Origin of the sequence: Fictibacillus phosphorivorans, assembly GCF_001619875.1 — a bacterium.
In the GTDB taxonomy this organism is placed as follows: domain Bacteria; phylum Bacillota; class Bacilli; order Bacillales; family Fictibacillaceae; genus Fictibacillus; species Fictibacillus phosphorivorans_B.
Genome location: NZ_LRFC01000034.1, coordinates 1 through 22,947 on the forward strand (window position 1 = coordinate 1; position 22,947 = coordinate 22,947).

A 22,947-nucleotide genomic window follows, 5' to 3' on the forward strand; every position below is an offset into this window, starting at 1 on the left:
GTCTCCCCCTGTTAGAGTAGGACGTCGCTAGGCAAAGAAGGTGGGACGAACTTTATGTTCGTTCCATCTTTTTTTGTGTTTTAAAAAATAAAAATGAAATACTTATTTATTAGACTTACTCGAATCGCTTTTATAACGTAATAAGCAGCAGAATGACTTTCATACAATCAGAAAAGCCTTCATATTACTGCTCGTCCTCCTAAAAAACTTAATCCTATTTTAAATGCCTCATTAGCTGCAGCTACTTCCATCAAAATGCTAGGTAGGGTTCTTAACAATACCAACTAGCTGAACCTATCAAAATCGACTATAAACAAAGAGAAGGCGGAATATTACTAAAGGATAGCATTATAACTAGATATGTAACTGATTTTAGAAAGACAGATTTTTGTCTGGTGATTTCTTATTATTCTTATTCACTTAAAGCACCCGATTATAGAAATTACTACAACATCCTGTTTTACGGTACATGTTCTTTTATTTATTACACTTTCGCTCAATTGAATGGGGTTTTCGCTCAGTCAGGGGCCTGTTTCGCTCACAAACTTGCCATTTCCGCTCACAACACAGCTGTTTTCGCTCAATAACTTAAAATTGTTCTTTTCAACTAATAATGACAGGTTAATTACCAGTGAATTGCATACCAACTCGCAGCATGACAATAGTTAACGGCAATTTGCGAAAATATGTACGAAATAGGGTGATAATTAAGGTAATAAAAGTGGTGTTTTTTTAAAAAATCTTTTGCAAAGCAATAAAAAACGCAACGAATACCCATTGCGTTTTATAGTGCTAATTGTTATGGAATTTGGCTTGTACATTCTCCCTCAAAAGAACTCTCCCTCAAAAGAGAACCTTTAGAACATACCGCCTTCCGCCTGCTTCATTTACCTTTTTTATATCCTAAATCACTAGTTATTCAGGTCACTCAAGCCTGGACTATGCTCATTTGGCATATCTGGCATAGTTGGAACTGGATACCCTTTTGGTGGAGGTACCACTTGGAGCGTACCGCCGTCACGGCTTGGGGACTCTCCTTGGAAGACTTCTCCGATCAATGTGTCATCCAGCCTAAAGTTGAACTGGGCGTTATGAAAGCCCATATCTACATACTTCTTACATTCCGGGTATTTATTTAGATCGTAATTAGGTATAGGGAAAATTTTGCCCCAATCCACACCTAATGTTTCTAGAGCTTTTGCAAAGGCATTCTGATGCGCGTTGTCACGAACAATCAAGAAAGCAATCGTTTCACGCAAAGTTTTGTTTGAGCTCATCTCGTAGATCCTAGATTTTTGAAGAACACCTGTTGATTCCAAAACCACGTTATTTAAAAGATCCGCAACAAGGTTGCCGTGTGCATACACCCAAGAACCATTCCATGGATTACCTCCTGCATCAACAGGGAGCGATGCTTGTGCGCCCATGATATAGTGATGCGGGTTACCCGTCTTAACTGGATCATCTAAAGGTGCGCCGTCTGGGCTTGTATTTCCTGCCCCGCCATCTCCTGAGCCATTTAATAATTGGTTAATCGTACTTTGAACCAGTTCTACGTGGCTTAATTCCTCTAAAAAGATGCCACGGATTAAATCGCGGTATTTTTTATCTTTTCCGCGATAATTAGCACTTTGGAAAGAGAACTGCATCATTGTACGCATTTCACCAAATTGTCCGCCAAGAGCTTCTTGAAGGACTTTTGCAGCCTCGGGATCTGGCTTGTCGGGTTGTATTAAATTGATTAAATCTTCTCTGTAAAAATACATGTTGTAACCTTCTTTCAGTAAAATTCAATACATTTAATAGGTTTTAGCAGAGTGAAAGGTTTTATCCAGTTATCATTTGGCAGGATAACAAACCCCAGATGGGATTCACCATGGAAAAAGGGAAAATTCTTCAGGTTTCCAACTTGTCCAAAAAGTGTTATTCTTAACGAAGTATTTTTCACCTGGGGAGGCTTTCCATCATGTTAGATAACGCATTTGTTATGGTTGGGATTATCTTATTGATCAATATTGTGTACGTTTCGTTCTTTACGATCAGGATGATCCTGACGCTTAAAGGACAAAGGTACTTGGCTGCTTTTATTAGTGTGTTCGAGGTTATCATCTATGTGGTAGGCCTTGGGCTTGTTTTGGATAACTTAAACGAGATTCAAAATCTAATTGCGTATGCGGTTGGGTATGGAATCGGTGTTTTAGTCGGAATGAAGATTGAAGAAAAGCTTGCACTTGGATATACTACGGTTAACGTTATTACAACTGATCTTGCAGGCGGATTGCCGAACGAGCTTCGCAACAAAGGGTATGGAGTTACAAACTGGCTTGCAGAAGGTCGTGAAGGACAGCGTTTGATGATGGAGATCTTAACATCGCGAAAATCTGAAATGAACCTATATAACACCGTTAAAGATTTAGATCCAAAGGCGTTTATTATTTCACATGAACCGAAAGCGTTTCATGGCGGGTTTTGGGTCAAGGGCATCAGGAGGTAACAGATGGATAAGAAGCCTTCTAAGAAGAAGTTTTCTGTTGAAGCAGGGGAAACCATTTCCGATTGTCTGGATCGTATGGCCAATGAGGGTTATACACCAGTACGCCGTATGGAAGAGCCTGTTTTTCATGAAGTGAAGCGCAACGGAAGAATGGAACCAGAAGTTAAAGAACAACGAATCGTTTTTGAAGGTAAACGGATTAAATAAGAGCAAAACACGAACATTAACTATTTTATTATACATAATGTTCGATTTTTGTTGACAAAACAAAACATCCATTGCTACAATAAAATCAGAAGAATAAAGCCCTCATATAATTTCGGGAATATGGCCCGTAAGTCTCTACCTGATGACCGTTATTTCATCAGACTATGAGGGAAAGCATCTTTCTGTCTATTTTTATCGGATATGTATGTCCAGTTGGCTGCTTTCTCTCATATTTAGGGAGAAGCATACTAACTGGACTTTTTTATTTTTTCTGACAATAAGGAGGCTGCCATGGCTAAAGTTGGCGTGATCATGGGAAGTGTTTCAGATTGGGAAACAATGAAAGAAGCGTGTGACATATTAGATGAACTTGATGTAGCCTACGAAAAAAAGGTGGTTTCTGCGCATCGTACACCAGATCTTATGTTCCAGTACGCTGAAGAGGCGGAACAAAGAGGCATTGAAGTAATCATTGCTGGTGCTGGCGGTGCAGCTCACTTGCCGGGTATGGTTGCAGCGAAAACAATTCTGCCTGTAATCGGTGTTCCGGTTCAGTCAAAAGCGCTGAACGGCATGGATTCACTGTTATCCATCGTTCAGATGCCAAAAGGTGTCCCAGTTGCGACCGTTGCCATTGGCAAAGCCGGTGCAGCAAATGCAGGACTATTAGCTGCGCAGATGGTAGCGGTACATGATGAAGGGGTAAAACAGCGATTAAAACAACGCCGTGCATCAGCACAACAAATGGCGATTGAAAGTAGTGAGCAGCTTGTATAAAACAATACGACCACAACAAACAATCGGAATATTAGGCGGAGGACAGCTCGGCCGTATGATGGCTTTAAGTGCAAGAGAAATGGGCTTACAAGTCGTTGTGTTAGAGCCAGGTGAAAATTCACCATGCGGTCAAGTCGCAGATCAACAGATCATCGCAGCATATAACGACAGAGAAGGCATTAAAAAGCTTGCAGAACAAAGTGATGTAGTCACATACGAGTTTGAAAACATAGATGCAGTGAGTGCAAAATGGCTTGAAGAGAACGCGAACTTACCGCAGGGAAGCCGTCTTCTTGCTGTCACCCAGCACCGTTTAAGAGAGAAAGAAACGCTTCAAAAAGCGGGTGTACCTGTAGCTCCTTATCGACCAGTGAACGATTTTCATTCGTTAGAAACTGCGGTGGAAGAGTTGGGTTATCCTTGTGTTCTCAAAACGTGCAGAGGCGGTTACGACGGCAAAGGACAGTTTGTGATCAAGCAAGAAAGCGAACATGAGATTGCAGCAGCACTTTTAGAGAAAGAGACAGATTGTGTGCTGGAAGCTTGGGTTGACTTTGAAAAAGAAATATCTGTGATTATCACGAGAAGTGTGAGCGGTGAGGTTAAATCGTTCCCAATCGCAGAGAATATACACAAAGAGAATATTCTGCATAAAACGATTGCACCAGCACGCATCACAAAAGAAACAGTGGATCAAGCAAAGCTCCTAGCGGGGTCAATCGCAACGGAACTTGAGCTTGTTGGTACGCTTGCCGTAGAGATGTTCGCGGCAAAAGACGGTACGATTTATGTGAACGAACTCGCGCCGCGTCCGCATAACTCGGGGCACTACACAATCGAAGCGTGTGAGACATCACAGTTCGACCAGCATGTGCGCGCAGTGTGTAACTGGCCGCTTGGCAATACGGAATTAATAAAACCAGCCGTGATGATCAACATACTAGGGGAACATCATGAGACTGTGTTACGTGAGATAGGAAATTTAGGAGAAGCGAAACTTCATCTGTACGGTAAGAAAGAAGCGAAAGCGAAACGAAAGATGGGGCATATCACGGTTTTAGGTGATACCATTGAACAGGCACTAGAAAAAGCAGAAAGAGTGTCTGCACTATTTTTAAGTGATAACAAAACGGAGGTAACACAATGATTGAACGCTATACACGCCCTGAAATGGGAGCGATTTGGACGGACGAAAACAAATACCAAGCGTGGCTTGAAGTAGAGATCCTAGCATGTGAAGCTTGGGCAGAGCTAGGCGACATTCCAAAAGAAGACGTGAAGAAGCTTCGCCAAAATGCGTCATTTGATATCAACCGAATTCTAGAGATTGAAGAAGAAACACGCCACGATGTTGTTGCGTTCACTAGAGCGGTATCTGAAACACTTGGTGAAGAGCGCAAATGGGTGCATTACGGCCTTACTTCTACTGATGTAGTGGATACAGCACTTTCTTACCTTTTAAAGCAGGCAAACGATATTTTAGCGAAAGACCTTGATCGTTTCGTTGAGATTCTTGCAGAAAAAGCGAAGGAACATAAATATACAGTTATGATGGGACGTACGCACGGGGTTCATGCTGAGCCAACAACGTTCGGTTTAAAGCTTGCTCTTTGGCACGAAGAGATGAAGCGTAACGTAGAACGCTTCAAGCAAGCGGCTGATACGGTTCGTTTCGGAAAGATTTCTGGAGCGGTAGGAACGTATGCAAACATTGATCCTTTTGTTGAAAAATATGTGTGTGAAAAGCTTGGACTTGAAGCTGCACCGATCTCCACACAAACCTTGCAGCGTGACCGTCACGCACACTACATGTCAACGTTGGCACTCATCGCAACAAGCATCGAGAAGTTTGCTACAGAAGTGCGCGGACTTCAAAAGAGTGAGACGCGTGAAGTGGAAGAGTTCTTTGCAAAAGGTCAAAAAGGATCGTCTGCAATGCCGCATAAACGCAACCCGATCGGATCTGAGAACATGACAGGATTGGCGCGTGTAATCCGCGGATATATGATGACAGCTTATGAGAACGTATCACTTTGGCATGAGCGTGACATCTCCCATTCATCTGCTGAACGCGTGATCTTACCAGATGCAACGATCGCATTGAACTACATGCTGAACCGTTTCGGAAACATCATCAAGAACTTAACTGTGTTCCCAGAAAACATGAAGCGCAACATGGAGCGCACATATGGATTAATCTACTCGCAGCGCGTTCTGCTTAAACTGATCGACAAAGGCATGGCACGTGAGGAAGCATACGACACGGTACAGCCAAAAGCGATGCAAGCTTGGGAAGAAGGCGTTCAGTTCAGAACATTAGTAGAAGCTGAACACAAAATCACAGAAAAATTAACACCTGAAGAAATCTCTGAATGCTTTGATTACAGTTATCATCTGTCACACGTAGACACGATCTTCGACAGATTAGGGCTTTAAAGGGTTTTATATAAAAAGAATTGCTTTTATAAATGGTTAGTTGTAAATCTTTTATGTTTGAACATCACTGAAAAGTTGATTGTAGTGGAAGGTACGAGACTCCTGGGGGACGAGCGGGGCAGTCCGAAAAGCGAAAGCGGCTCGTCCAGCCCCGACAAGCAAAAGGCGAATGGGCTAAGAAGGCGTTTTTTGCCTTCATGACCGTTTGACTTTTGACCTCGAGGGGCTAGCCGCTGTAGCTGGACAGGTGAGACTCTTAACAGCGCAGAGCGCTAAGAGGCTCACCGCACGCCCCCCGGAAAGCGAGTACTTGGAGCAGAAATCAACCTCTTTCAAGCTACAAAGATTAAACAAGCTTATTTGCAGGACTTCAACTAAAAAGAGAGTGATATATCGAGCTCTCTTTCTCTTTGCCTTTTTTAAAAGATTGAATATTGGTAATCTTCACATAACGGAGGGGTCAGGATGGAGAAGTTAGAGCAGCTGTACGAAGGAAAAGCAAAACGCATCTACCGCACAACAGACGAAGAAGTGGTCTGGGTAAGCTACAAAGACTCAGCAACAGCATTCAACGGTGAAAAGAAAGCAGAAATCGCAGGAAAAGGCAGACTGAACAACGAGATCTCTTCTATTCTTTTTGAACTCTTGAAAGAAAAAGGCATTGAGTCTCATTTTGTAAAACGAGTATCCGAAACAGAGCAGCTCGTTAAAAAGGTGACCATCATCCCCTTAGAAGTGGTTGTTCGCAACATTGCTGCCGGTTCCTTATCAAAACGCACCGGGATTCCTGAGGGTCAGATCCTTCCACGAACAATCATCGAGTTTTATTACAAAAACGATGATCTTGGAGATCCGCTTATTACAGAAGAGCACATCGATATCATGAATTTGGCGTCGAAAGAACAGCTCAATCAGATAACAGAACAAGCTATACAGATCAACGAAGTGTTAACATCCTATTTTGCTCAGAAAAACGTAAAGCTCGTAGATTTCAAGCTGGAGTTCGGAACAGATGCAAACGGACACTTAATGCTCGCTGACGAGATCTCGCCTGACACATGCCGATTATGGGATGCAGAGACGAACGAGAAACTTGATAAAGATGTATTCCGCCGTGAATTAGGAAGTTTAACTGATGCTTATGAAAAAATACTACAACGTCTAGGAGGCCTATCATGTACAAAGTAAAGGTGTATGTAACATTAAGAGAGAGTGTATTAGATCCACAAGGTAAGGCAGTTATGAGCTCGCTTCACAAAATGGGACAGTCTGAGGTTGAAGATGTACGTATTGGTAAGTATCTGGAGTTAACACTTCAAAAAGGAAACTACGATCTAGATGAGAAAATCGTGAACATGTGCTCTAAACTTTTATCGAATCCGGTTATTGAAGACTACCGATACGAGGTGGAGGAGGTTGTCGCACAGTGAAGTTTGCTGTAATCGTTTTTCCAGGATCGAACTGTGACACAGATATGTATCATGCGGTAAAAGATGAGCTTGGTGCAGAAGTTGAGTACGTATGGCATGATACAACGAACTTAGATCAATTTGACGGTATTTTATTGCCTGGCGGTTTCTCTTATGGAGATTACCTTCGTACAGGCGCTATCGCACAATTCTCGAACGTGATGACAGAAGTGGTCAAAGCAGCACGTGAAGGAAAACCAGTTCTTGGTGTTTGTAACGGATTTCAAATCTTACTGGAAACAGGACTTCTTCCAGGAGCGATGCGCCGTAATGAATCATTAAAATTCATTTGTCAGCCTGAAGAGCTTGTCGTTGAGAACGCAGCGACAACCTTCACATCTCAGTACGAAAAAGGAGAAGTGATCTCCGTTCCAGTCGCACATGGTGAAGGCAATTACTATTGCGATGAAGAGACGTTAGAAGAATTAAAGGCAAACAATCAGATCGTGTTCACGTATAAAAATAATCCGAACGGATCGGTTGAAAACATTGCTGGCATCACAAATAAAGAAGGCAATGTACTTGGCATGATGCCGCATCCGGAACGCGCGGTTGATGAGCTTTTAGGAAGCAAAGATGGACTTAAATTATTTCAATCTATTGTGAAGAGCTGGAGGGAACGTTATGTCGCTGCAACATGAGCCAACAAGTTCACAAATTAAAGAGCAAAAATTATACCGTGAAATGGGTTTAAGTGATTCAGAGTTTGAACTCGTAGAAAAGATTATCGGCAGATCTCCTAACTGGACAGAAACAGGACTGTTTTCTGTTATGTGGAGTGAGCACTGTTCTTACAAAAATTCAAAGCCTGTTCTAAGCAAGTTTCCGACAAAGGGTGAGCGTGTACTTCAAGGTCCTGGTGAAGGTGCTGGAATCGTGGATATCGGTGACGGTCAAGCGGTTGTTTTCAAGATCGAATCACATAACCATCCTTCAGCGATCGAGCCTTACCAAGGAGCTGCAACAGGTGTTGGTGGGATCATTCGTGACGTCTTCTCGATGGGTGCACGTCCGATTGCGATGCTGAACTCCCTTCGTTTTGGGGAGCTAGAGTCACCACGCGTGAAATATTTGTTCGAGCAAGTGGTAGCAGGTATTGCAGGCTATGGCAACTGTATTGGAATTCCGACTGTTGGCGGGGAAGTTCAATTCGATTCTTCCTATGAAGGCAATCCGCTCGTTAACGCGATGTGTGTTGGTCTGATCGATCATAAGGATATTAAAAAGGGTCAAGCAAAAGGTGCAGGAAACTCTGTCATGTACGTTGGGGCGAAAACGGGCCGTGACGGAATTCACGGTGCAACGTTTGCATCTGAAGAGCTATCTGAAGCATCAGAAGAGAAGCGTCCAGCCGTTCAAGTTGGAGATCCTTTTATGGAAAAGCTTGTTATGGAAGCGTGCCTTGAGCTTATTCACAATTGCGATGCACTTGTTGGAATCCAAGACATGGGTGCAGCAGGTCTTACAAGTTCATCTGCAGAGATGGCGAGTAAAGCAGGAATGGGTATTGAAATGAACCTTGACCTGATTCCACAGCGTGAAACGGGAATGACAGCCTATGAAATGATGCTTTCTGAATCTCAAGAGCGCATGCTTTTAGTCGTTGAAAAAGGCCGAGAGCATGAAGTGGAGGCGATCTTCGCAAAATGGGACTTGGATTGTGTAACGGTTGGGACGGTAATCGAAGAAAAAGTACTGCGCCTCACTCATCAAGGTGAGATCGTAGCAGATGTACCGGTAGATGCACTTGCAGAAGATGCGCCAGTTTACCATAAACCTTCAAAAGAGCCAGCTTATTATGGCGAGTTCCAAGCACAAGAAGATTATATTCCAGAGATTACTAGCTTCAAATCAACTTTGCTGTCATTGTTGAAGCAGCCGACAATCGCGAGCAAAGAGTGGGTTTACAACCAGTATGACTACATGGTGCGCACGAACACGGTTGTAGCGCCTGGATCAGACGCGGCAGTTGTAAGAATAAGAGGGACAAAGAAAGCCCTTGCTATGACAACAGACTGTAACTCTCGCTATCTATACCTTGATCCTGAAGTGGGTGGCATGATTGCGGTCGCTGAAGCAGCTCGTAATCTCGTATGTTCTGGTGCACAGCCGCTTGCTGTGACAGATTGCTTAAACTACGGAAATCCTGAAAAGCCAGAGATCTTCTGGCAGCTTGAGAAATCAGCTGACGGTATGAGTGCGGCATGCAACAAGCTTGCAACGCCAGTAATCGGCGGAAACGTGTCTCTTTATAACGAAACAAATGGTGTAGCGGTTTACCCGACACCAGTAATCGGTATGGTTGGCTTGATCGAAGACACGAAGCACATCGTGACTCAAAGCTTTAAAGAAGCAGGCGACATCATCTATCTAATCGGTGAAAGCAAGCTTGAATTTGGCGGAAGTGAGCTTCAAAAGATGAAAGAGGGACGTATTTTCGGTAAAGCGCCTCACATCGACCTTGAAGTTGAAGAAACAAGACAGCGTGAGCTATTATCAGCGATTCAAAAAGGATTGATCGCATCTGCTCATGACGTGGCAGAAGGCGGGTTGTCTGTAGCACTTGCTGAGTCTGTGATGGACGGTAAAGTAGGAGCGAGCGTTACACTGACAGATGAGCCGATCGGAAGCCTATTCGGAGAATCTCAATCCCGTTTCTTAGTTACTGTAAAACCAGAACATCAAGATGAGTTCCAACAGTTAGTTAAAGACGCAAAAATCATAGGTTTTGTTCGTTCTGAGAGCGGTCTAGCGATCGATAATGAGCAGGGTGAAGAACTGTTATCCTGTACGCTCCAGGAGATGCAAGACGCCTGGAAAGGAGCGATTCCATGCTTGCTGACATCAAAGGCTTAAACGAAGAGTGTGGTGTGTTCGGGATCTGGGGTCACCCAGATGCCGCACAGCTAACGTATTATGGTCTGCACAGCCTGCAGCACCGCGGACAAGAAGGAGCAGGAATCGTTGTAACAGATGGTGAGCGTTTACGCATTCATAAAGGAAGCGGTTTAGTAAACGATGTGTTCAGCAAAGGTGAACTAGAAGGATTGATCGGACATGGTGCAATCGGCCATGTCCGGTATTCAACGGCTGGCGGCAATGAACTTGCGAACGTGCAGCCATTATTGTTCCGTTCCCAAACGAGTTCACTTGCACTTGCTCATAACGGTAATCTCGTAAATGCGAACGCGTTAAAGCATCAGCTTGAATCGCAAGGAAGCATCTTTCAGACAACATCTGATACAGAAGTTCTTGCTCATCTGATCAAACGGAGCGGTTATTTTACACTAAAAGAGAAAGTGCAAAACGCATTAACGATGCTAAAAGGCGCGTATGCATTCTTAGTGATGACAGAAAACGAGATGATGGTAGCACTCGATCCGAACGGATTGCGTCCATTATCACTAGGTATGCTTGGTGACGCTTATGTTGTCGCTTCTGAAACGTGTGCTTTTGATGTAGTCGGCGCGACATACGTGCGTGACGTGCAGCCAGGAGAGCTTCTCATCATCAACGAAGACGGTCTTACGGTTGATACGTTCTCAACGTCTGTACAGCGCTCGATGTGTTCGATGGAATATATTTATTTTTCACGACCAGACAGCAACATTGAAGGAATTAACGTTCATGCGGCTCGTAAAAGCCTTGGGAAAAAGATGTATGAAGAAGCTCCGATTGAAGCAGATGTTGTAACAGGTGTTCCTGATTCTAGTATTTCAGCCGCAATCGGTTATGCAGAAGCTTCTGGTATTCCATATGAAATAGGTTTAATTAAAAACCGCTATGTTGGCCGAACGTTTATACAGCCTTCTCAAGAGCTTCGCGAACTTGGTGTGAAGATGAAGCTTTCACCTGTTCGTGGGATCGTAGAAGGCAAGCGTGTCGTCATGGTGGATGATTCGATCGTACGTGGAACGACGAGCCGTCGCATTGTTAAAATGCTGCGTGCCGCGGGCGCGACAGAGGTTCATGTGCGGATTACCGCACCGCCGATCGCCCATCCGTGCTATTACGGCATCGATACATCAGAGCGTGCAGAACTGATTGCATCTAAGCATTCGGTTGATGAGATCCGTGAGATTATCGGAGCTGATTCTTTATCTTTTATTTCAGTTGAAGGGCTGATGGAAGGAATCGGGCGCTCCAATGAAGAGCCAAACTGCGGACAATGTTTAGCTTGTTTTACAGGACGATATCCAACGGAAATTTACCCGGATACCGTTTTACCATATGAAAAAGAGCTTGTTTAAAGGGGGAGAAGACGATGGCAGAAGCATATAAGCAAGCAGGAGTGAACATCGAAGCAGGTTATGAAGCGGTCGATCGCATCAAGAAGCATGCGCTCAGAACAAAGCGTCCAGAAGTGCTGGCAGGACTAGGCAGTTTTGGTGCGATGTTCGATCTATCAGGCTTCTCGCATAAAGAGCCTGTGCTCGTTTCAGGAACAGATGGTGTAGGAACAAAATTGATGCTCGCATTTGCTGCTGATAAGCATGACACGATTGGTGTTGATGCCGTTGCAATGTGTGTGAACGACATCGTAGCGCAAGGAGCGGAGCCGCTTTATTTTCTGGACTATATTGCTTGCGGCACACTTCTCCCTGAGAAGATTGAGCAGATTGTAAAAGGAATCGCAGATGGCTGCGAGCAGGCAGGCTGTGCACTCATCGGCGGTGAAACGGCGGAAATGCCTGGCATGTATAGCAGTGAAGAGTATGATCTTGCAGGATTTACAGTGGGGATTGCAGAAAAATCAAAGCTTATTAACGGGTCTTCAATCTCTGAGAACGATGTATTGATCGGACTTGCTTCAAACGGTCTTCATTCAAACGGTTTTTCTCTTGTTCGTAAAGTTTTATTAGAGGACGCTGGTCTTGACTTGAACGAGCAGATCGAGGGCTTCTCTAAGACACTTGGTGAAGAGCTTTTAACACCGACGCGTATTTATGTTAAACCATTGCTTGAAGTATTTAACCAGTTCGAAGTAAACGGTGTTGCACATATTACTGGCGGAGGTTTTATCGAGAACATTCCGCGTATGCTTCCTGAAGGTCTTGCAGCAGAAGTCGATTATGGTTCATGGCCGGTTCCTGCAATTTTTGATCTGATTGAAGAAAAAGGTAATCTGACACGTAAAGAAATGTTTACGACGTTTAACATGGGAATCGGTATGGTGCTTTCGGTTTCAGAAGAAAATATGCTTCCGATCATCCGTCTTTTAGAAGAAACAGGTGAAAAGCCTTATATCATCGGCCGTGTTAAACAAGGTGAAGGTGTGATCTTTGGTGGAGGAAGTATCGAATGAGAAAAATAGCTGTATTTGCTTCTGGAAGCGGAAGTAACTTTCAAGCGATCGTTGATGCGGTTGTTGCTGGAGAGCTTCAGGCAGACATTCAACTTTTAGTGTGTGATAAACCAGGAGCAAAAGTAGTGGACCGTGCACGAAAGCATGGCATTCCTGTTTTTACGTTCCTGCCAAAAACCTTTGCATCAAAAGCTGATTTTGAAAAAGAAATCGTAAGTGAGCTGCAAGCGTATGGGGTGGAGTTCATCGTATTGGCAGGCTATATGCGACTGATCGGAGAGGTTCTATTAGGCGCTTATGAAGGCAGAATCGTCAATATCCACCCTTCCTACCTGCCGGCTTTTCCTGGAAAGAATGCTGTTGGACAGGCGCTTGAAGCCAATGTTGCAGAAACAGGTGTGACCGTTCATTATGTAGACAGTGGGATGGACACAGGACCTATTATCGAACAAGTGAAGATTCCGGTCTTGCCTGGAGATACAGAGACAACGCTGCAGGAGCGTATACAGAAAGCAGAACATCAATTGTACCCAGCCATCATTAATAAACTAGTACAAAAAGACATCGTAGGAGGCATCGTACAATGACGATTAAACGAGCACTCATTTCCGTATCAAACAAAGAAGGATTACTTCCCTTTGCAGAAAAACTAGCAAGTCACGGTGTAGAGATCATCTCTACAGGTGGAACGAAAAAAGCGTTAAAAGAAGCTGGTATTCCTGTAATCGGTATTTCTGAAGTGACTGGTTTTCCTGAGATCATGGACGGACGTGTAAAAACACTTCATCCTAAGATTCACGGAGGCCTGCTAGCTGTTCGTGACAATGATACACATAAAGCCGCGATGCAAGAAAACGAGATTTCTCCGATTGATCTTGTTGTCGTGAACTTATATCCGTTTAAAGAGACGATCGCCAAAGAGGGAACAACTTTTTCTGATGCGATTGAAAACATTGATATCGGCGGACCGAGTATGCTTCGTTCTGCAGCAAAGAACCATGCCTATGTAACGGTTGTTGTAGATCCAAAAGATTACAGTACGGTCGCGAGTGAACTTGAAAGTGCAGGTGCTGTGAGCGAAGAGACACGCCGCAGACTTGCAGCGAAAACATTCCGTCATACTGCAGCATATGACGCGCTGATTGCTGAATATTTAACAACTGCAGTTGAAGAAGAGCATCCTGAATCCTTCACCGTAACATATGAAAAGAAACAGGATCTTCGTTATGGTGAGAACCCTCATCAAAAAGCAGCTTTTTATGCAACACCTTTGAGCTCAACCCTTTCCTTAACTGACGCTGAACAGCTTCATGGAAAAGAGCTCTCCTATAACAACATCAATGATGCGGATGCAGCTCTTTCTATCGTAAAAGAATTCACTGACCCTGCTGTTGTTGCAGTTAAGCATATGAATCCATGTGGAGTGGGAACAGGCACAACCATTCTTGAAGCTTATACAAGAGCTTTTGAAGCAGACCCTGTTTCAATCTTCGGAGGTATCATTGCCGCTAACACTGAAATTGATGCCGAAACAGCTCAGAAATTAAGCGAGATCTTCCTAGAAATCATTATTGCTCCATCGTTTACAGATGAGGCGTTAGAGATTCTGACGAAAAAGAAGAACATCCGTTTATTAAAATTAGATTTTACTGCTGGAAATGGCATCGCGAAAAAAATAACAACCGTTTCTGGCGGAATGCTCGTACAAGATGAAGATGTTTTCGGATTAGACGATGCAAATGTAACGATTCCTACAAAGCGTCAACCGACAGAACAAGAGTGGAAAGATCTGAAGCTTGCTTGGAAAGTTGTAAAGCATGTGAAATCAAACGCGATCGTTTTAGCGAAAGATGAAATGACAGTAGGCGTTGGGGCAGGTCAGATGAACCGTGTTGGAGCAGCTAAGATCGCTATCGAACAAGCGGGCGATCGTGCAAAAGGATCTGCACTTGGCTCAGATGCTTTCTTCCCAATGGATGACACCGTCGAAGCGGCGGCACGTGCTGGTGTAACGGCGATCATCCAGCCAGGCGGATCAATTAAGGACGAGGATTCGATCAAAAAAGCAGATGAACACGGCATAACGATGGTGTTCACGGGTGTAAGGCACTTTAAGCATTAATTCTTTACAGAAGGTTCTTTAGCTGAAAGTAGTTGATTTCCGCTTCAGGTTGCACGCTTTCCATGGGGCGAACGGTGAGCCTCCTGCCGCTTTGCGCCGTTAGGAGTCTCCACCTGACCGCTCGTCCCATAGGAGTCGGCAACCTTCCGCTACAATCAACTTGCTAGAAGAAGAAAAGAAAACACCTTAAAAGTATAAAAATTTTAGAATAGAGCTTTTTCTTTTCTTCGAAGATGGGTTGAATGGAGTGAAAGGTGCGAGACTCCTGCGGGACAGGTGGGCAGGTGAGACACTTATACGTGAAACGTACGAATGTGGCTCACCGTCTGCCCCGCGGAAAGCGAGTACCTGTAACGGAGATCAACAGCTTTCAAGAGCATCCTGCAGTTGTTTTAGATATTTTAAAAAGGAGGTAGCATCCATGAACGTTCTTGTAATCGGAAAAGGTGGACGTGAACATGCACTTGTGTGGAAGTTTGCGAACAGCCCGAGTGTTACACAAGTGTTTGCTGCACCAGGAAATCCAGGCATGGCAGAACAAGCAACGTGTGTTTCTATAAAAGAAAACGACATCGATGAGCTTGTATCTTTTGCAAAAACAAACACCATCGGATTGACTTTCGTTGGACCTGAAGTACCTCTTCTAGACGGTATCGTAAACCGTTTTACAGAAGAAGGTCTTGTGATTTTTGGTCCGTCAAAAGAGGCTGCGCAGATCGAAGGCTCAAAATCGTTTGCGAAAAACCTCATGAAAAAGTACGGCATCCCAACAGCGTCTTCTGAAACGTTTACGGATTACGATATGGCACTTTCTTATGTGCGGGAAAAAGGTGCTCCGATCGTATTAAAAGCGGACGGGCTTGCGGCGGGTAAAGGTGTTATCGTAGCTGCAACATTAAAAGAAGCTGAAGAAGGACTTTACGAATTAATGGTAGACAAACGCTTCGGCGCGTCGAGTGAAAAAGTCGTTGTTGAAGAATTTCTTGAAGGTGAAGAGTTTTCATTAATGTCATTCGTACATGATGAAATCGTACTGCCGATGGAAATTGCGCAAGATCATAAACGTGCCTATGATGGTGACAAAGGTCCGAACACAGGGGGAATGGGGGCATATTCTCCTGTACCGCAAATTCCTGAATCCGCTGTTCAAAAAGCGATTCAAGAAATTGTACAGCCAACGGTTTCTGCCATGAAACAAGAAGGAACACCGTTTACTGGAATTCTTTATGCAGGTTTGATTTTAACAAAGGAAGGTCCAAAGGTGATCGAATTTAACGCGCGTTTTGGTGATCCTGAAACACAGGTTATCCTGCCTCGCCTAGAAAACGATTTAGCGGAGCTTTTATTATCACTGTTAAACAACAATAATCCGGAACTTCAATGGTCTGAAGAATCCGTACTTGGCGTTGTTCTGGCATCTAACGGATATCCTGTCTCATCATCAGAACCAGAAGTGATCGAAGGACTCCAAAACATGCTGAACGAAACGAGCGTATTTCATGCAGGTACGAAATCTGCAGGTGATTCTCTAAAAACAGATGGCGGCAGAATACTATTAGTTGCTTCTAAAGGAAAATCGCTAAGTGAAGCACAAGAAAAGGTATACGCCGAAATGAAGAAGATTACGTGCGAAGGATCATTTTACCGAAAAGATATCGGGTTTAAAGCTATTTCACACGTTTCTTCTTAATAAAAACATACGAGATGGCGACAATACCGCCAATAAGCAAAATATAAAGAAATGCAGTGTCCATTAAGTATTCTGAGCTCATGGTTCTCTTGACCTCCTTTTTTAATTTTTGGCTGACTAACAGCGGACCTCAAACCCGCTTGTTTGTCAGCCTTCTTCTATTGGATTAGGATGTGATGTTGCTGCATCAATATTTGGCGCTGCTGTTGGTGTTAGTTTAGGCGGCTGGATGATGGACAATGGTTTCCAGCGACGCAACAGCTGCATGCCAACGAAGATTCCAACACCGGCTATAGCGTAAGTTACATAAGGTACGGCACTTTGACCGCCATCAGCAAATTCAAACAACCTGCCTCCTAAAGAGTTTCCGATCGCTTCACCAATACCAGTAAAAACACTTGCTAACCCAAAGAACATCCCAAGAAACTTCGCTGCTGCAAGCTGAGAAATAGAAGTATCCAATGTCGGCATGATCAGCATCTCACCTGTGATGAAGATTAGGCCGGCAAATACGAAGAAAAACAGTGTATTTGCAAAGTACAAACTTCCAAGTGATAAACCGATGCAGACCGTTCCAAGACCTACTGCAGTTAATGGGTGGATGTTTCGGATGATGTTTTTGGTAATAAGGGTCTGCACTAAGATAACCGTGATGCTATTAATGGTCCAGATAATGCTGATAGCCTTTCCATTTGCTAGCACATTTTCTGCTCGAAGCGGAAGCACTAAAGCGAACTGAACGTAAAGTGCCCAAACAAAGATCGTTGCGATAACAAACATGAGAAAGGGTATGTTTTTTAACGCTTGCCGGTATTCATTCCATTTCACCTCACCGCAATTTTCATCCCCGCAGCCCGCCGGTAAGAAGAACCAGCTGATCATGCTCGCGCCTAAATAGATAACAGCTGCCGTAATAAAAATTAGTCTCGAATTATTCGTAAACAAAGCAAACACGGTTAATCCTGCAATGGCCATACCGATATTTGCAAAAATACCCCGTAGTGAAAATGCAGTAGACCTCATGTCGGCTTTCACGAGGGATGAGATGAATGCTTTCGTTGAAGGGGCGTTAAGACCAAGCCCTAAACCACTAACCGCAGCAGTTAACAGAATAAGAGAGTATGTTGAAAAATAGGCGAAACCAATCAAACCACCGGCTCGTATAAGAGCACCTAAGGCAATGATAAAACGCCTGCCAGTACGGTCAGCGGATACGCCGCCAACCACACTTCCCACCTGCATGAAAACGGAGATAACTGCTAGCGTAAACCCGATCTGTGCCGCAGTTAAGCCAGTTTCTACTTTTAATAGGATGGGTAATACAGGCAGAACAAGATAAGAACCTAGGTGAGTAATAAAGACAACAACCAATAAGCTAAGAAGCGGCTTGTTGCCTTTTAAAATAGAATGAGTTGGCATATTGTGCCTCCTTCCGTTTAAGAAGGATTAAAAGGTGAACCTTCTTTTGCGATATTGCCTAGATCCATATCATTCATTTCTTTGCTTTTGTGAAGCAGATCTGTCATAGGGCAGTAGCGGACGATTCCTTCTGCTACTTTCATCGCCGCCATTAAAATCATTAAGATGTACGATTCTTTGTATGGTTTGCGAGTAAGTTTTGCCGTATATACCGATAACAATGTTAAGCCGGCAATAATTCGAATCATGCTATTAACTAAACCAATATTTTGTCTCATAAAGATACTCCTTTCGAATTTCACCAATTTGCTTGATGAATATGGTATTCTTGAAAAAACGAAATTTTCAGAGAAGACAGGTGATCCAACATGAACCAACACATCGCGTTTTGGACAAAAGCGCAAATGCGCAAACAAGTGGCTGTCATTCAAGGTGAATTGGCACCGTCACTTGTCTTAACAAACGCCGTTTATTTAAACACAGCCTTAAAAAAATGGGTAAAGGCTAATATTTGGATACTTCAAGACCGCATTGTCTATGTAGGCGATAAGCTGCCTGCAAAAGACTCCGGAACGGAATTTACGGATCTGGAAGGTAAGTTTGTTGTGCCTGGATATATTGAACCGCATTGTCATCCGTTTCAACTTTATAATCCCCAGACGCTCTCCCGATATGCATTGCAACGCGGTACATCTGTATTCTTAGCAGATAACTTCATGCTGCTTTTTGAAATGAGTATTTCGAAAGCGCTTTCTTTTATGGAAGATGTGAACGATATGCCGTCTAACTTCTTTTGGTGGTGCAGATATGACGCACAAACCGAGCTTTTAGAAGAAGAGAATCAATTCTCTGAAAAATCGGTAAGACAGCTCCTTGAAAGCCCCTATGTTCTTCAAGGCGGAGAATTAACGAGCTGGCCGCGTGTGCTGCAAGGTGATGATACGCTTCTCCATTGGATGCTGAAGACGAAGAAAGCGGGTAAAAAGATCGAAGGCCATCTGCCGGGTGCATCAGAGAAAACGTTAACGGCAATGACTTTGCTTGGGGTAGATTGCGATCACGAGGCGATGACAGGTACAGAAGTGATGGACCGGTTGAACGCTGGGCTTCAAGTATCGCTTCGCTATTCTTCGATTCGTCCAGATTTGCCTAAACTTTTGCGCCAGATGAAGGAAGAAGGCATCACGAACTTTGAACGGATTTTTTTCACAACGGACGGTTCAACTCCAGCATTTTATGAAGAAGGTGTAACAGATAAAATGCTGGAGATCGCACTCGACGCAGGAATCGATCCAGTTGATGCGTATATGATGGTTTCGTATAATGTGGCGAGATATTATGGACTTGATCACCTTTTTGGAATGGTGGCTCCTGGGCGCGTGGCGCATTTAAATATTTTGGATGATCCAAAAAATCCCCTTCCGGTATCTGTTTTGGCTAAAGGGAAATGGATGAAACAAAACGGTGAAGATGTTAGTGATGACAAAGATTTTGCGTTTGATTGGGAAGGGCACGGCATCCGAAAAAGAGAGATCGAATGGGATCTACATGATGAGGATTTTCAGTTTTCAGGGCTCGTTGGTATAGAAATGTACAATAGTGTCATCACTCGGCCATATAATGTATCGATCAATCCTTTTTCTGAAGAGATTAACGAAGAATCGGATGAGTGCTTCTTAATGCTGATCGATAAAGATGGAAAGTGGAGAACGAATACCATCGTAAAGGGATTTGCCAAAAATCTGTATGGCTTTGCGAGCTCCTATTCCAACACCGGAGATTTGCTCATAATTGGTAAGAGCAAAAAAGATATGGCAGTGGCGTTCGAGCGATTGAAAGAAGTGGGCGGGGGCATCGTACTCGCTGAGAAAGGCGAGATCGTTGCTGAAATAAAACTTCCTTTAGCGGGAGGAATGTCGAATCTTGGTATAGAAGAACTAGTGCAAGAAGAAAAAAGACTGACAAATGCCCTAAGAGAACGCGGGTATCAGTACGAAGATCCGATCTATTCTCTTCTGTTCTTTTCTTCTACACACTTGCCATACATCCGCATTACGCAAAGAGGCATTTACGATGTTAAAAAGAAAGGGTTACTCTTTCCTTCGATTATGCGTTAATATAGAAAAGGATTGGGCAAAATAATACGATACAAAGGTAGTGAGCCCAATGAAAAAGTGGTACATCATCTTGATGGCGATCATCACAGTATTAACGCTGTCTGCCTGTAAAGACGCAAAGAATAAGGTGCTAGAGGACGGTAAAGTAGATAAAGCCGAAGCATCTGATTCAAAAAAAGATAAACCAAAAGAAACGTACACTTCTGTTTTTCCACTGACTGGATTAGGAACAAATAACGAGGTCGACCACCGAGCGGTTGCTGTTATGGTAAACAACCACTGGAAAGCAAGACCTCAATCAGGACTTCATAAAGCAGACATTGTGTACGAAGTATTAGCTGAGGGAGAACTGACTCGTTTTCTAGCGATTTTCCAAAGTGAGATGCCTGACGTGGTTGGTCCTGTCCGGAGTGCAAGAGACTATTATATTGAACTCTCAGAAGGCTATAACTCGTTATTCGTAGCACATGGCTTCAGTCCAGAAGCAAAAGAGATTCTTTATAGCGGCAGAGTCGACCAATTGAACGGAATGGACTATGATGGCAGTCTTTTTAAACGGGCCGACTTTAGAAAAGCACCTCACAATTCTTACATCACCTATGAAAATATCGTAAAAGGGATGCAGAAAATTGGAGCTGAAGAATCTGATGATCTAGACATGCTTCCGTTTCTTACGAGTAAGAGTGCTTCAGATATAGAGGGGAAATCAGTCAATGAAGTAACGATTTCGTATAAAGGTGGAGAAACGGTAGGTTTTACGTACTCTGATAAAAAGAAGACGTACGCGAGAAGCAGCAACAATGAGCCGACAATAGACCGCGAGACCGAAATGCCAATCACAGTCAGCAATGTATTCATTGTTGAAGCAGCGCACAAGGTAATTGATGATGCCGGCAGGCGAGAAATCAATTTAACGTCTGGCGGAGATGCTATTCTGATTCAGAATGGTGTCGCACAAAACATTTCGTGGAAAAACGAAAACGGAAGGATCGTTCCTGACGGCGGAGCGTTTGTTCCGGGTAAAACATGGATCAACATCGTACCCATTGGTATGGCTGATTCGGTTAAGATGCAATAAAAAGGAGTGCATGTTACATGCAAATTGATAAACTGCGAGGAAAAGCGCTAGATCAGCTGTTTGAATCTGTTCTATCGCTAAAGGATATGGAAGAATGCTATCGCTTTTTTGATGATCTTTGTACCATGAACGAGATTCAATCTCTGGCGCAAAGACTTGAAGTTGCACGCATGCTTCGTGAAGGAAAGACGTATCACAAGATCGAGAGTGAAACAGGAGCAAGCACAGCAACCATCTCACGCGTAAAACGCTGTTTGAATTTCGGAAACGACGCTTATGCAATGGTGCTCGATCGCGTTCATGAAGAGGAAGAAGCGAAATAATGAAAAAAACCTGCCTGCGGGCGGTTTTTTTTCGTTTTGGTGGTCGGTGACTGACTGGTGTAAGTGCTGTATTGTTTGGAAGGTTGGATCGCGGTGTCGATAGGTGTCGAGGATTGTAGACTCGTGGTTAAATGGCCCAAATTTGTGGATTGAAGGCCGAAACTCGTGGATTGAACAGTAAAACTCGTGGATTCAACGCCAAAACTTTTTGATTCACGACTTAAATTTATGGATTCAAGCTCTATACGCTAGTTTCAAACCCTGTAAAGCTACTTAAACGAATGATAATTAAGCTTGGCATCAGCCAAGCTACCTAATTTGCTTGTAGTTGAACTACCATTACAGCTTATATTTTTTTACGCTGTTTTTTAGCGGAAAGTGTTCAGATCGTTGTATTTTTATTGACTTCTTACTCTACAAACACTATAGTTGTATGTACAAACAACAATTAAAACGTAAAAGAGGTGCTACATATGCCCGAAAAGTATCTAGAAAACTGCTTATATTTTACCGTGAACAAACTATCTCGCGTTATCACGAAAATGGCAGAGGAATCGTTTAGGCCGACTGGGATATCTCCTACACATGGTTTTCTGATGATGCTTGTGAACAACAAGCCTGGAATTACACAATCGGAACTGGCGGAGGAACTTCACATGACACCTAGTACGATTACGCGTTTTGTAGATAAGCTTGTCGTTAAAGGACTTGCAGAGCGCAAAGTGCAAGGAAAGATGTCTCACATCCATCCAACAGAAGCTGGCACTGAGATCCAGAGAGAACTCGAAAAAGCGTGGAAGGACTTATTCCGAAACTACTCGGATATTTTAGGTGAAGAAGAAGGAAAAGCACTAACAAAAGCTACGCATCTTGCAGCAGGGCAGCTCGATTCTTAAATGAGCTCTCTTTACAGTTATAGTTGTTTGTACAACCAAATGTAATTACTACTAAATAATTATTTCATAAAGGAGACTTACAAATGAAAAAAACACTAGTTATCATCGCGCATCCAAACCTTGAAACATCAACGGTAAACAAACGCTGGGCTGAAGAAATCGAAAAGCAAGAGCATGTAACAGTACGCAAACTTTATGATCTATATCCGGATGGAAAAGTAAATGTTGAAGAAGAACAGCGCATGCTTTTTGAGCACGATCGCATCGTACTTCAATTTCCGTTCTACTGGTACAGCTCACCGTCACTATTAAAAGAATGGCAAGATGCAGTGCTTTTATATGGATGGGCATATGGTCCAGGCGGGGATAACCTTCACGGAAAAGAGTTTGTCATTGCCATTTCTACGGGAGGTCCAGACTTCTCTTATCAAGCAGGTGGCTACAATCATTATACGATTAGTGAGTTGCTGCGTCCTTTTCAAGCGACTTCTAATTTAATCGGAACGCGTTACATTACTCCATTCGTATTTCATAGTGCAATTCGCGCATCAGAGGATTCAGTGCAACAAAGCGCAAAGAATTACGTTTCTTACGTTTTAAATCCTGAAATCTAA

General features: G+C 43.4%; 24 protein-coding genes and 1 riboswitch. Of the genes, 20 read left to right on the forward strand and 4 right to left on the reverse strand.

The window, feature by feature from the left end; all coding sequences use genetic code 11:
- Positions 1–911: 911 nt before the first annotated feature.
- Positions 912–1,766: a manganese catalase family protein gene (locus AWM68_RS13685; protein ID WP_066242778.1), complete on the reverse strand. Its 855-nt coding sequence runs from the start codon at positions 1,764–1,766 to the stop codon at positions 912–914.
- A 200-nt stretch (positions 1,767–1,966) separates the two neighbouring features.
- Between AWM68_RS13685 and AWM68_RS13690 the strand changes: the two genes are divergently transcribed.
- The 15 genes from AWM68_RS13690 to purD all read left to right on the forward strand — a co-directional run bounded on the left by AWM68_RS13690 (position 1,967) and on the right by purD (position 16,500).
- A complete protein-coding gene (locus tag AWM68_RS13690) occupies positions 1,967–2,494 on the forward strand; it encodes a DUF2179 domain-containing protein (protein WP_066242783.1) in 528 nt (175 codons plus the stop codon).
- A gap of 3 nt (positions 2,495–2,497) precedes the next feature.
- Complete coding sequence (locus tag AWM68_RS13695; protein ID WP_066242784.1) at positions 2,498–2,701, forward strand: NETI motif-containing protein; 204 nt, start codon at positions 2,498–2,500, stop codon at positions 2,699–2,701.
- Between the two features lie 82 nt (positions 2,702–2,783).
- A riboswitch (purine riboswitch) is annotated at positions 2,784–2,886 on the forward strand.
- A 106-nt stretch (positions 2,887–2,992) separates the two neighbouring features.
- Positions 2,993–3,478: a 5-(carboxyamino)imidazole ribonucleotide mutase gene (gene purE / locus AWM68_RS13700; protein WP_066242786.1), complete on the forward strand. Its 486-nt coding sequence runs from the start codon at positions 2,993–2,995 to the stop codon at positions 3,476–3,478.
- Positions 3,471–4,625 carry a 5-(carboxyamino)imidazole ribonucleotide synthase gene (gene purK, locus AWM68_RS13705; protein WP_066242789.1) on the forward strand — a complete coding sequence of 385 codons (1,155 nt, stop codon included), beginning with the start codon at positions 3,471–3,473 and terminating at the stop codon, positions 4,623–4,625. Before purE ends, purK begins: the two co-directional genes overlap by 8 nt.
- Complete coding sequence (purB, locus tag AWM68_RS13710; protein WP_066242792.1) at positions 4,622–5,914, forward strand: adenylosuccinate lyase; 1,293 nt, start codon at positions 4,622–4,624, stop codon at positions 5,912–5,914. Before purK ends, purB begins: the two co-directional genes overlap by 4 nt.
- Positions 5,915–6,379: 465 nt before the next feature.
- Positions 6,380–7,102 (forward strand): phosphoribosylaminoimidazolesuccinocarboxamide synthase, encoded by a 723-nt coding sequence (purC, locus tag AWM68_RS13720; protein ID WP_066242798.1) that lies wholly within the window; start codon positions 6,380–6,382, stop codon positions 7,100–7,102.
- Positions 7,090–7,344, forward strand: a complete 255-nt coding sequence (purS, locus tag AWM68_RS13725; protein WP_066242802.1) for a phosphoribosylformylglycinamidine synthase subunit PurS — start codon at positions 7,090–7,092, stop codon at positions 7,342–7,344. The genes purC and purS overlap by 13 nt, the downstream gene beginning before the upstream one ends.
- Positions 7,341–8,024 carry a phosphoribosylformylglycinamidine synthase subunit PurQ gene (gene purQ / locus AWM68_RS13730; RefSeq protein ID WP_066242805.1) on the forward strand — a complete coding sequence of 228 codons (684 nt, stop codon included), beginning with the start codon at positions 7,341–7,343 and terminating at the stop codon, positions 8,022–8,024. Before purS ends, purQ begins: the two co-directional genes overlap by 4 nt.
- Complete coding sequence (gene purL, locus AWM68_RS13735; protein WP_066242808.1) at positions 8,008–10,239, forward strand: phosphoribosylformylglycinamidine synthase subunit PurL; 2,232 nt, start codon at positions 8,008–8,010, stop codon at positions 10,237–10,239. The genes purQ and purL overlap by 17 nt, the downstream gene beginning before the upstream one ends.
- A complete protein-coding gene (gene purF / locus AWM68_RS13740; RefSeq protein ID WP_066243348.1) occupies positions 10,215–11,633 on the forward strand; it encodes an amidophosphoribosyltransferase in 1,419 nt (472 codons plus the stop codon). Before purL ends, purF begins: the two co-directional genes overlap by 25 nt.
- A gap of 14 nt (positions 11,634–11,647) precedes the next feature.
- Positions 11,648–12,688 (forward strand): phosphoribosylformylglycinamidine cyclo-ligase, encoded by a 1,041-nt coding sequence (purM, locus tag AWM68_RS13745; RefSeq protein WP_066242812.1) that lies wholly within the window; start codon positions 11,648–11,650, stop codon positions 12,686–12,688.
- Positions 12,685–13,275, forward strand: a complete 591-nt coding sequence (gene purN, locus AWM68_RS13750; RefSeq protein ID WP_066242815.1) for a phosphoribosylglycinamide formyltransferase — start codon at positions 12,685–12,687, stop codon at positions 13,273–13,275. Before purM ends, purN begins: the two co-directional genes overlap by 4 nt.
- Positions 13,272–14,810: a bifunctional phosphoribosylaminoimidazolecarboxamide formyltransferase/IMP cyclohydrolase gene (purH, locus tag AWM68_RS13755; protein ID WP_066242818.1), complete on the forward strand. Its 1,539-nt coding sequence runs from the start codon at positions 13,272–13,274 to the stop codon at positions 14,808–14,810. Before purN ends, purH begins: the two co-directional genes overlap by 4 nt.
- Before the next feature lie 284 nt (positions 14,811–15,094).
- Positions 15,095–15,226: a hypothetical protein gene (locus AWM68_RS22035; protein WP_269446795.1), complete on the forward strand. Its 132-nt coding sequence runs from the start codon at positions 15,095–15,097 to the stop codon at positions 15,224–15,226.
- A 5-nt stretch (positions 15,227–15,231) separates the two neighbouring features.
- Complete coding sequence (gene purD, locus AWM68_RS13760; RefSeq protein ID WP_066242820.1) at positions 15,232–16,500, forward strand: phosphoribosylamine--glycine ligase; 1,269 nt, start codon at positions 15,232–15,234, stop codon at positions 16,498–16,500.
- Here purD and AWM68_RS22065 read toward each other — a convergent pair.
- The 3 genes from AWM68_RS22065 to AWM68_RS13770 form a co-directional block, all read right to left on the reverse strand.
- Positions 16,478–16,582, reverse strand: coding sequence for an EYxxD motif small membrane protein (locus AWM68_RS22065; RefSeq protein WP_331710051.1), 105 nt, complete (start codon positions 16,580–16,582; stop codon positions 16,478–16,480). The genes purD and AWM68_RS22065 overlap by 23 nt on opposite strands.
- Before the next feature lie 65 nt (positions 16,583–16,647).
- A complete protein-coding gene (locus AWM68_RS13765) occupies positions 16,648–17,919 on the reverse strand; it encodes an MFS transporter (RefSeq protein WP_066242822.1) in 1,272 nt (423 codons plus the stop codon).
- Positions 17,920–17,936: 17 nt separating this feature from the next.
- Complete coding sequence (locus AWM68_RS13770; RefSeq protein WP_066242825.1) at positions 17,937–18,197, reverse strand: YgaP family membrane protein; 261 nt, start codon at positions 18,195–18,197, stop codon at positions 17,937–17,939.
- Between the two features lie 90 nt (positions 18,198–18,287).
- Between AWM68_RS13770 and AWM68_RS13775 the strand changes: the two genes are divergently transcribed.
- The 5 genes from AWM68_RS13775 (at position 18,288) to AWM68_RS13795 (ending at position 22,947) form a co-directional block, all read left to right on the forward strand.
- Positions 18,288–20,036 carry an adenine deaminase C-terminal domain-containing protein gene (locus AWM68_RS13775; RefSeq protein ID WP_066242828.1) on the forward strand — a complete coding sequence of 583 codons (1,749 nt, stop codon included), beginning with the start codon at positions 18,288–18,290 and terminating at the stop codon, positions 20,034–20,036.
- A gap of 49 nt (positions 20,037–20,085) precedes the next feature.
- Positions 20,086–21,114: a DUF3048 domain-containing protein gene (locus AWM68_RS13780; RefSeq protein ID WP_066242831.1), complete on the forward strand. Its 1,029-nt coding sequence runs from the start codon at positions 20,086–20,088 to the stop codon at positions 21,112–21,114.
- 17 nt (positions 21,115–21,131) lie between these two features.
- A complete protein-coding gene (locus AWM68_RS13785; RefSeq protein ID WP_066242834.1) occupies positions 21,132–21,437 on the forward strand; it encodes a YerC/YecD family TrpR-related protein in 306 nt (101 codons plus the stop codon).
- Between the two features lie 473 nt (positions 21,438–21,910).
- Positions 21,911–22,333 carry a MarR family winged helix-turn-helix transcriptional regulator gene (locus AWM68_RS13790; protein ID WP_066242837.1) on the forward strand — a complete coding sequence of 141 codons (423 nt, stop codon included), beginning with the start codon at positions 21,911–21,913 and terminating at the stop codon, positions 22,331–22,333.
- An 83-nt stretch (positions 22,334–22,416) separates the two neighbouring features.
- Positions 22,417–22,947, forward strand: a complete 531-nt coding sequence (locus AWM68_RS13795; RefSeq protein ID WP_066242842.1) for an NAD(P)H-dependent oxidoreductase — start codon at positions 22,417–22,419, stop codon at positions 22,945–22,947.

Coding starts and splice junctions, on each gene's coding strand:
- AWM68_RS13685 (WP_066242778.1), bottom strand. CDS start 1,766: ATGTATTTTTACAGAGAAGATTTAATCAATTTAATACAACCCGACAAG.
- AWM68_RS13690 (WP_066242783.1), top strand. CDS start 1,967: ATGTTAGATAACGCATTTGTTATGGTTGGGATTATCTTATTGATCAAT.
- AWM68_RS13695 (WP_066242784.1), top strand. CDS start 2,498: ATGGATAAGAAGCCTTCTAAGAAGAAGTTTTCTGTTGAAGCAGGGGAA.
- purE (WP_066242786.1), top strand. CDS start 2,993: ATGGCTAAAGTTGGCGTGATCATGGGAAGTGTTTCAGATTGGGAAACA.
- purB (WP_066242792.1), top strand. CDS start 4,622: ATGATTGAACGCTATACACGCCCTGAAATGGGAGCGATTTGGACGGAC.
- purC (WP_066242798.1), top strand. CDS start 6,380: ATGGAGAAGTTAGAGCAGCTGTACGAAGGAAAAGCAAAACGCATCTAC.
- purS (WP_066242802.1), top strand. CDS start 7,090: ATGTACAAAGTAAAGGTGTATGTAACATTAAGAGAGAGTGTATTAGAT.
- purL (WP_066242808.1), top strand. CDS start 8,008: ATGTCGCTGCAACATGAGCCAACAAGTTCACAAATTAAAGAGCAAAAA.
- purF (WP_066243348.1), top strand. CDS start 10,215: ATGCTTGCTGACATCAAAGGCTTAAACGAAGAGTGTGGTGTGTTCGGG.
- purM (WP_066242812.1), top strand. CDS start 11,648: ATGGCAGAAGCATATAAGCAAGCAGGAGTGAACATCGAAGCAGGTTAT.
- purN (WP_066242815.1), top strand. CDS start 12,685: ATGAGAAAAATAGCTGTATTTGCTTCTGGAAGCGGAAGTAACTTTCAA.
- purH (WP_066242818.1), top strand. CDS start 13,272: ATGACGATTAAACGAGCACTCATTTCCGTATCAAACAAAGAAGGATTA.
- purD (WP_066242820.1), top strand. CDS start 15,232: ATGAACGTTCTTGTAATCGGAAAAGGTGGACGTGAACATGCACTTGTG.
- AWM68_RS22065 (WP_331710051.1), bottom strand. CDS start 16,582: ATGAGCTCAGAATACTTAATGGACACTGCATTTCTTTATATTTTGCTT.
- AWM68_RS13765 (WP_066242822.1), bottom strand. CDS start 17,919: ATGCCAACTCATTCTATTTTAAAAGGCAACAAGCCGCTTCTTAGCTTA.
- AWM68_RS13770 (WP_066242825.1), bottom strand. CDS start 18,197: ATGAGACAAAATATTGGTTTAGTTAATAGCATGATTCGAATTATTGCC.
- AWM68_RS13775 (WP_066242828.1), top strand. CDS start 18,288: ATGAACCAACACATCGCGTTTTGGACAAAAGCGCAAATGCGCAAACAA.
- AWM68_RS13780 (WP_066242831.1), top strand. CDS start 20,086: ATGAAAAAGTGGTACATCATCTTGATGGCGATCATCACAGTATTAACG.
- AWM68_RS13785 (WP_066242834.1), top strand. CDS start 21,132: ATGCAAATTGATAAACTGCGAGGAAAAGCGCTAGATCAGCTGTTTGAA.
- AWM68_RS13790 (WP_066242837.1), top strand. CDS start 21,911: ATGCCCGAAAAGTATCTAGAAAACTGCTTATATTTTACCGTGAACAAA.
- AWM68_RS13795 (WP_066242842.1), top strand. CDS start 22,417: ATGAAAAAAACACTAGTTATCATCGCGCATCCAAACCTTGAAACATCA.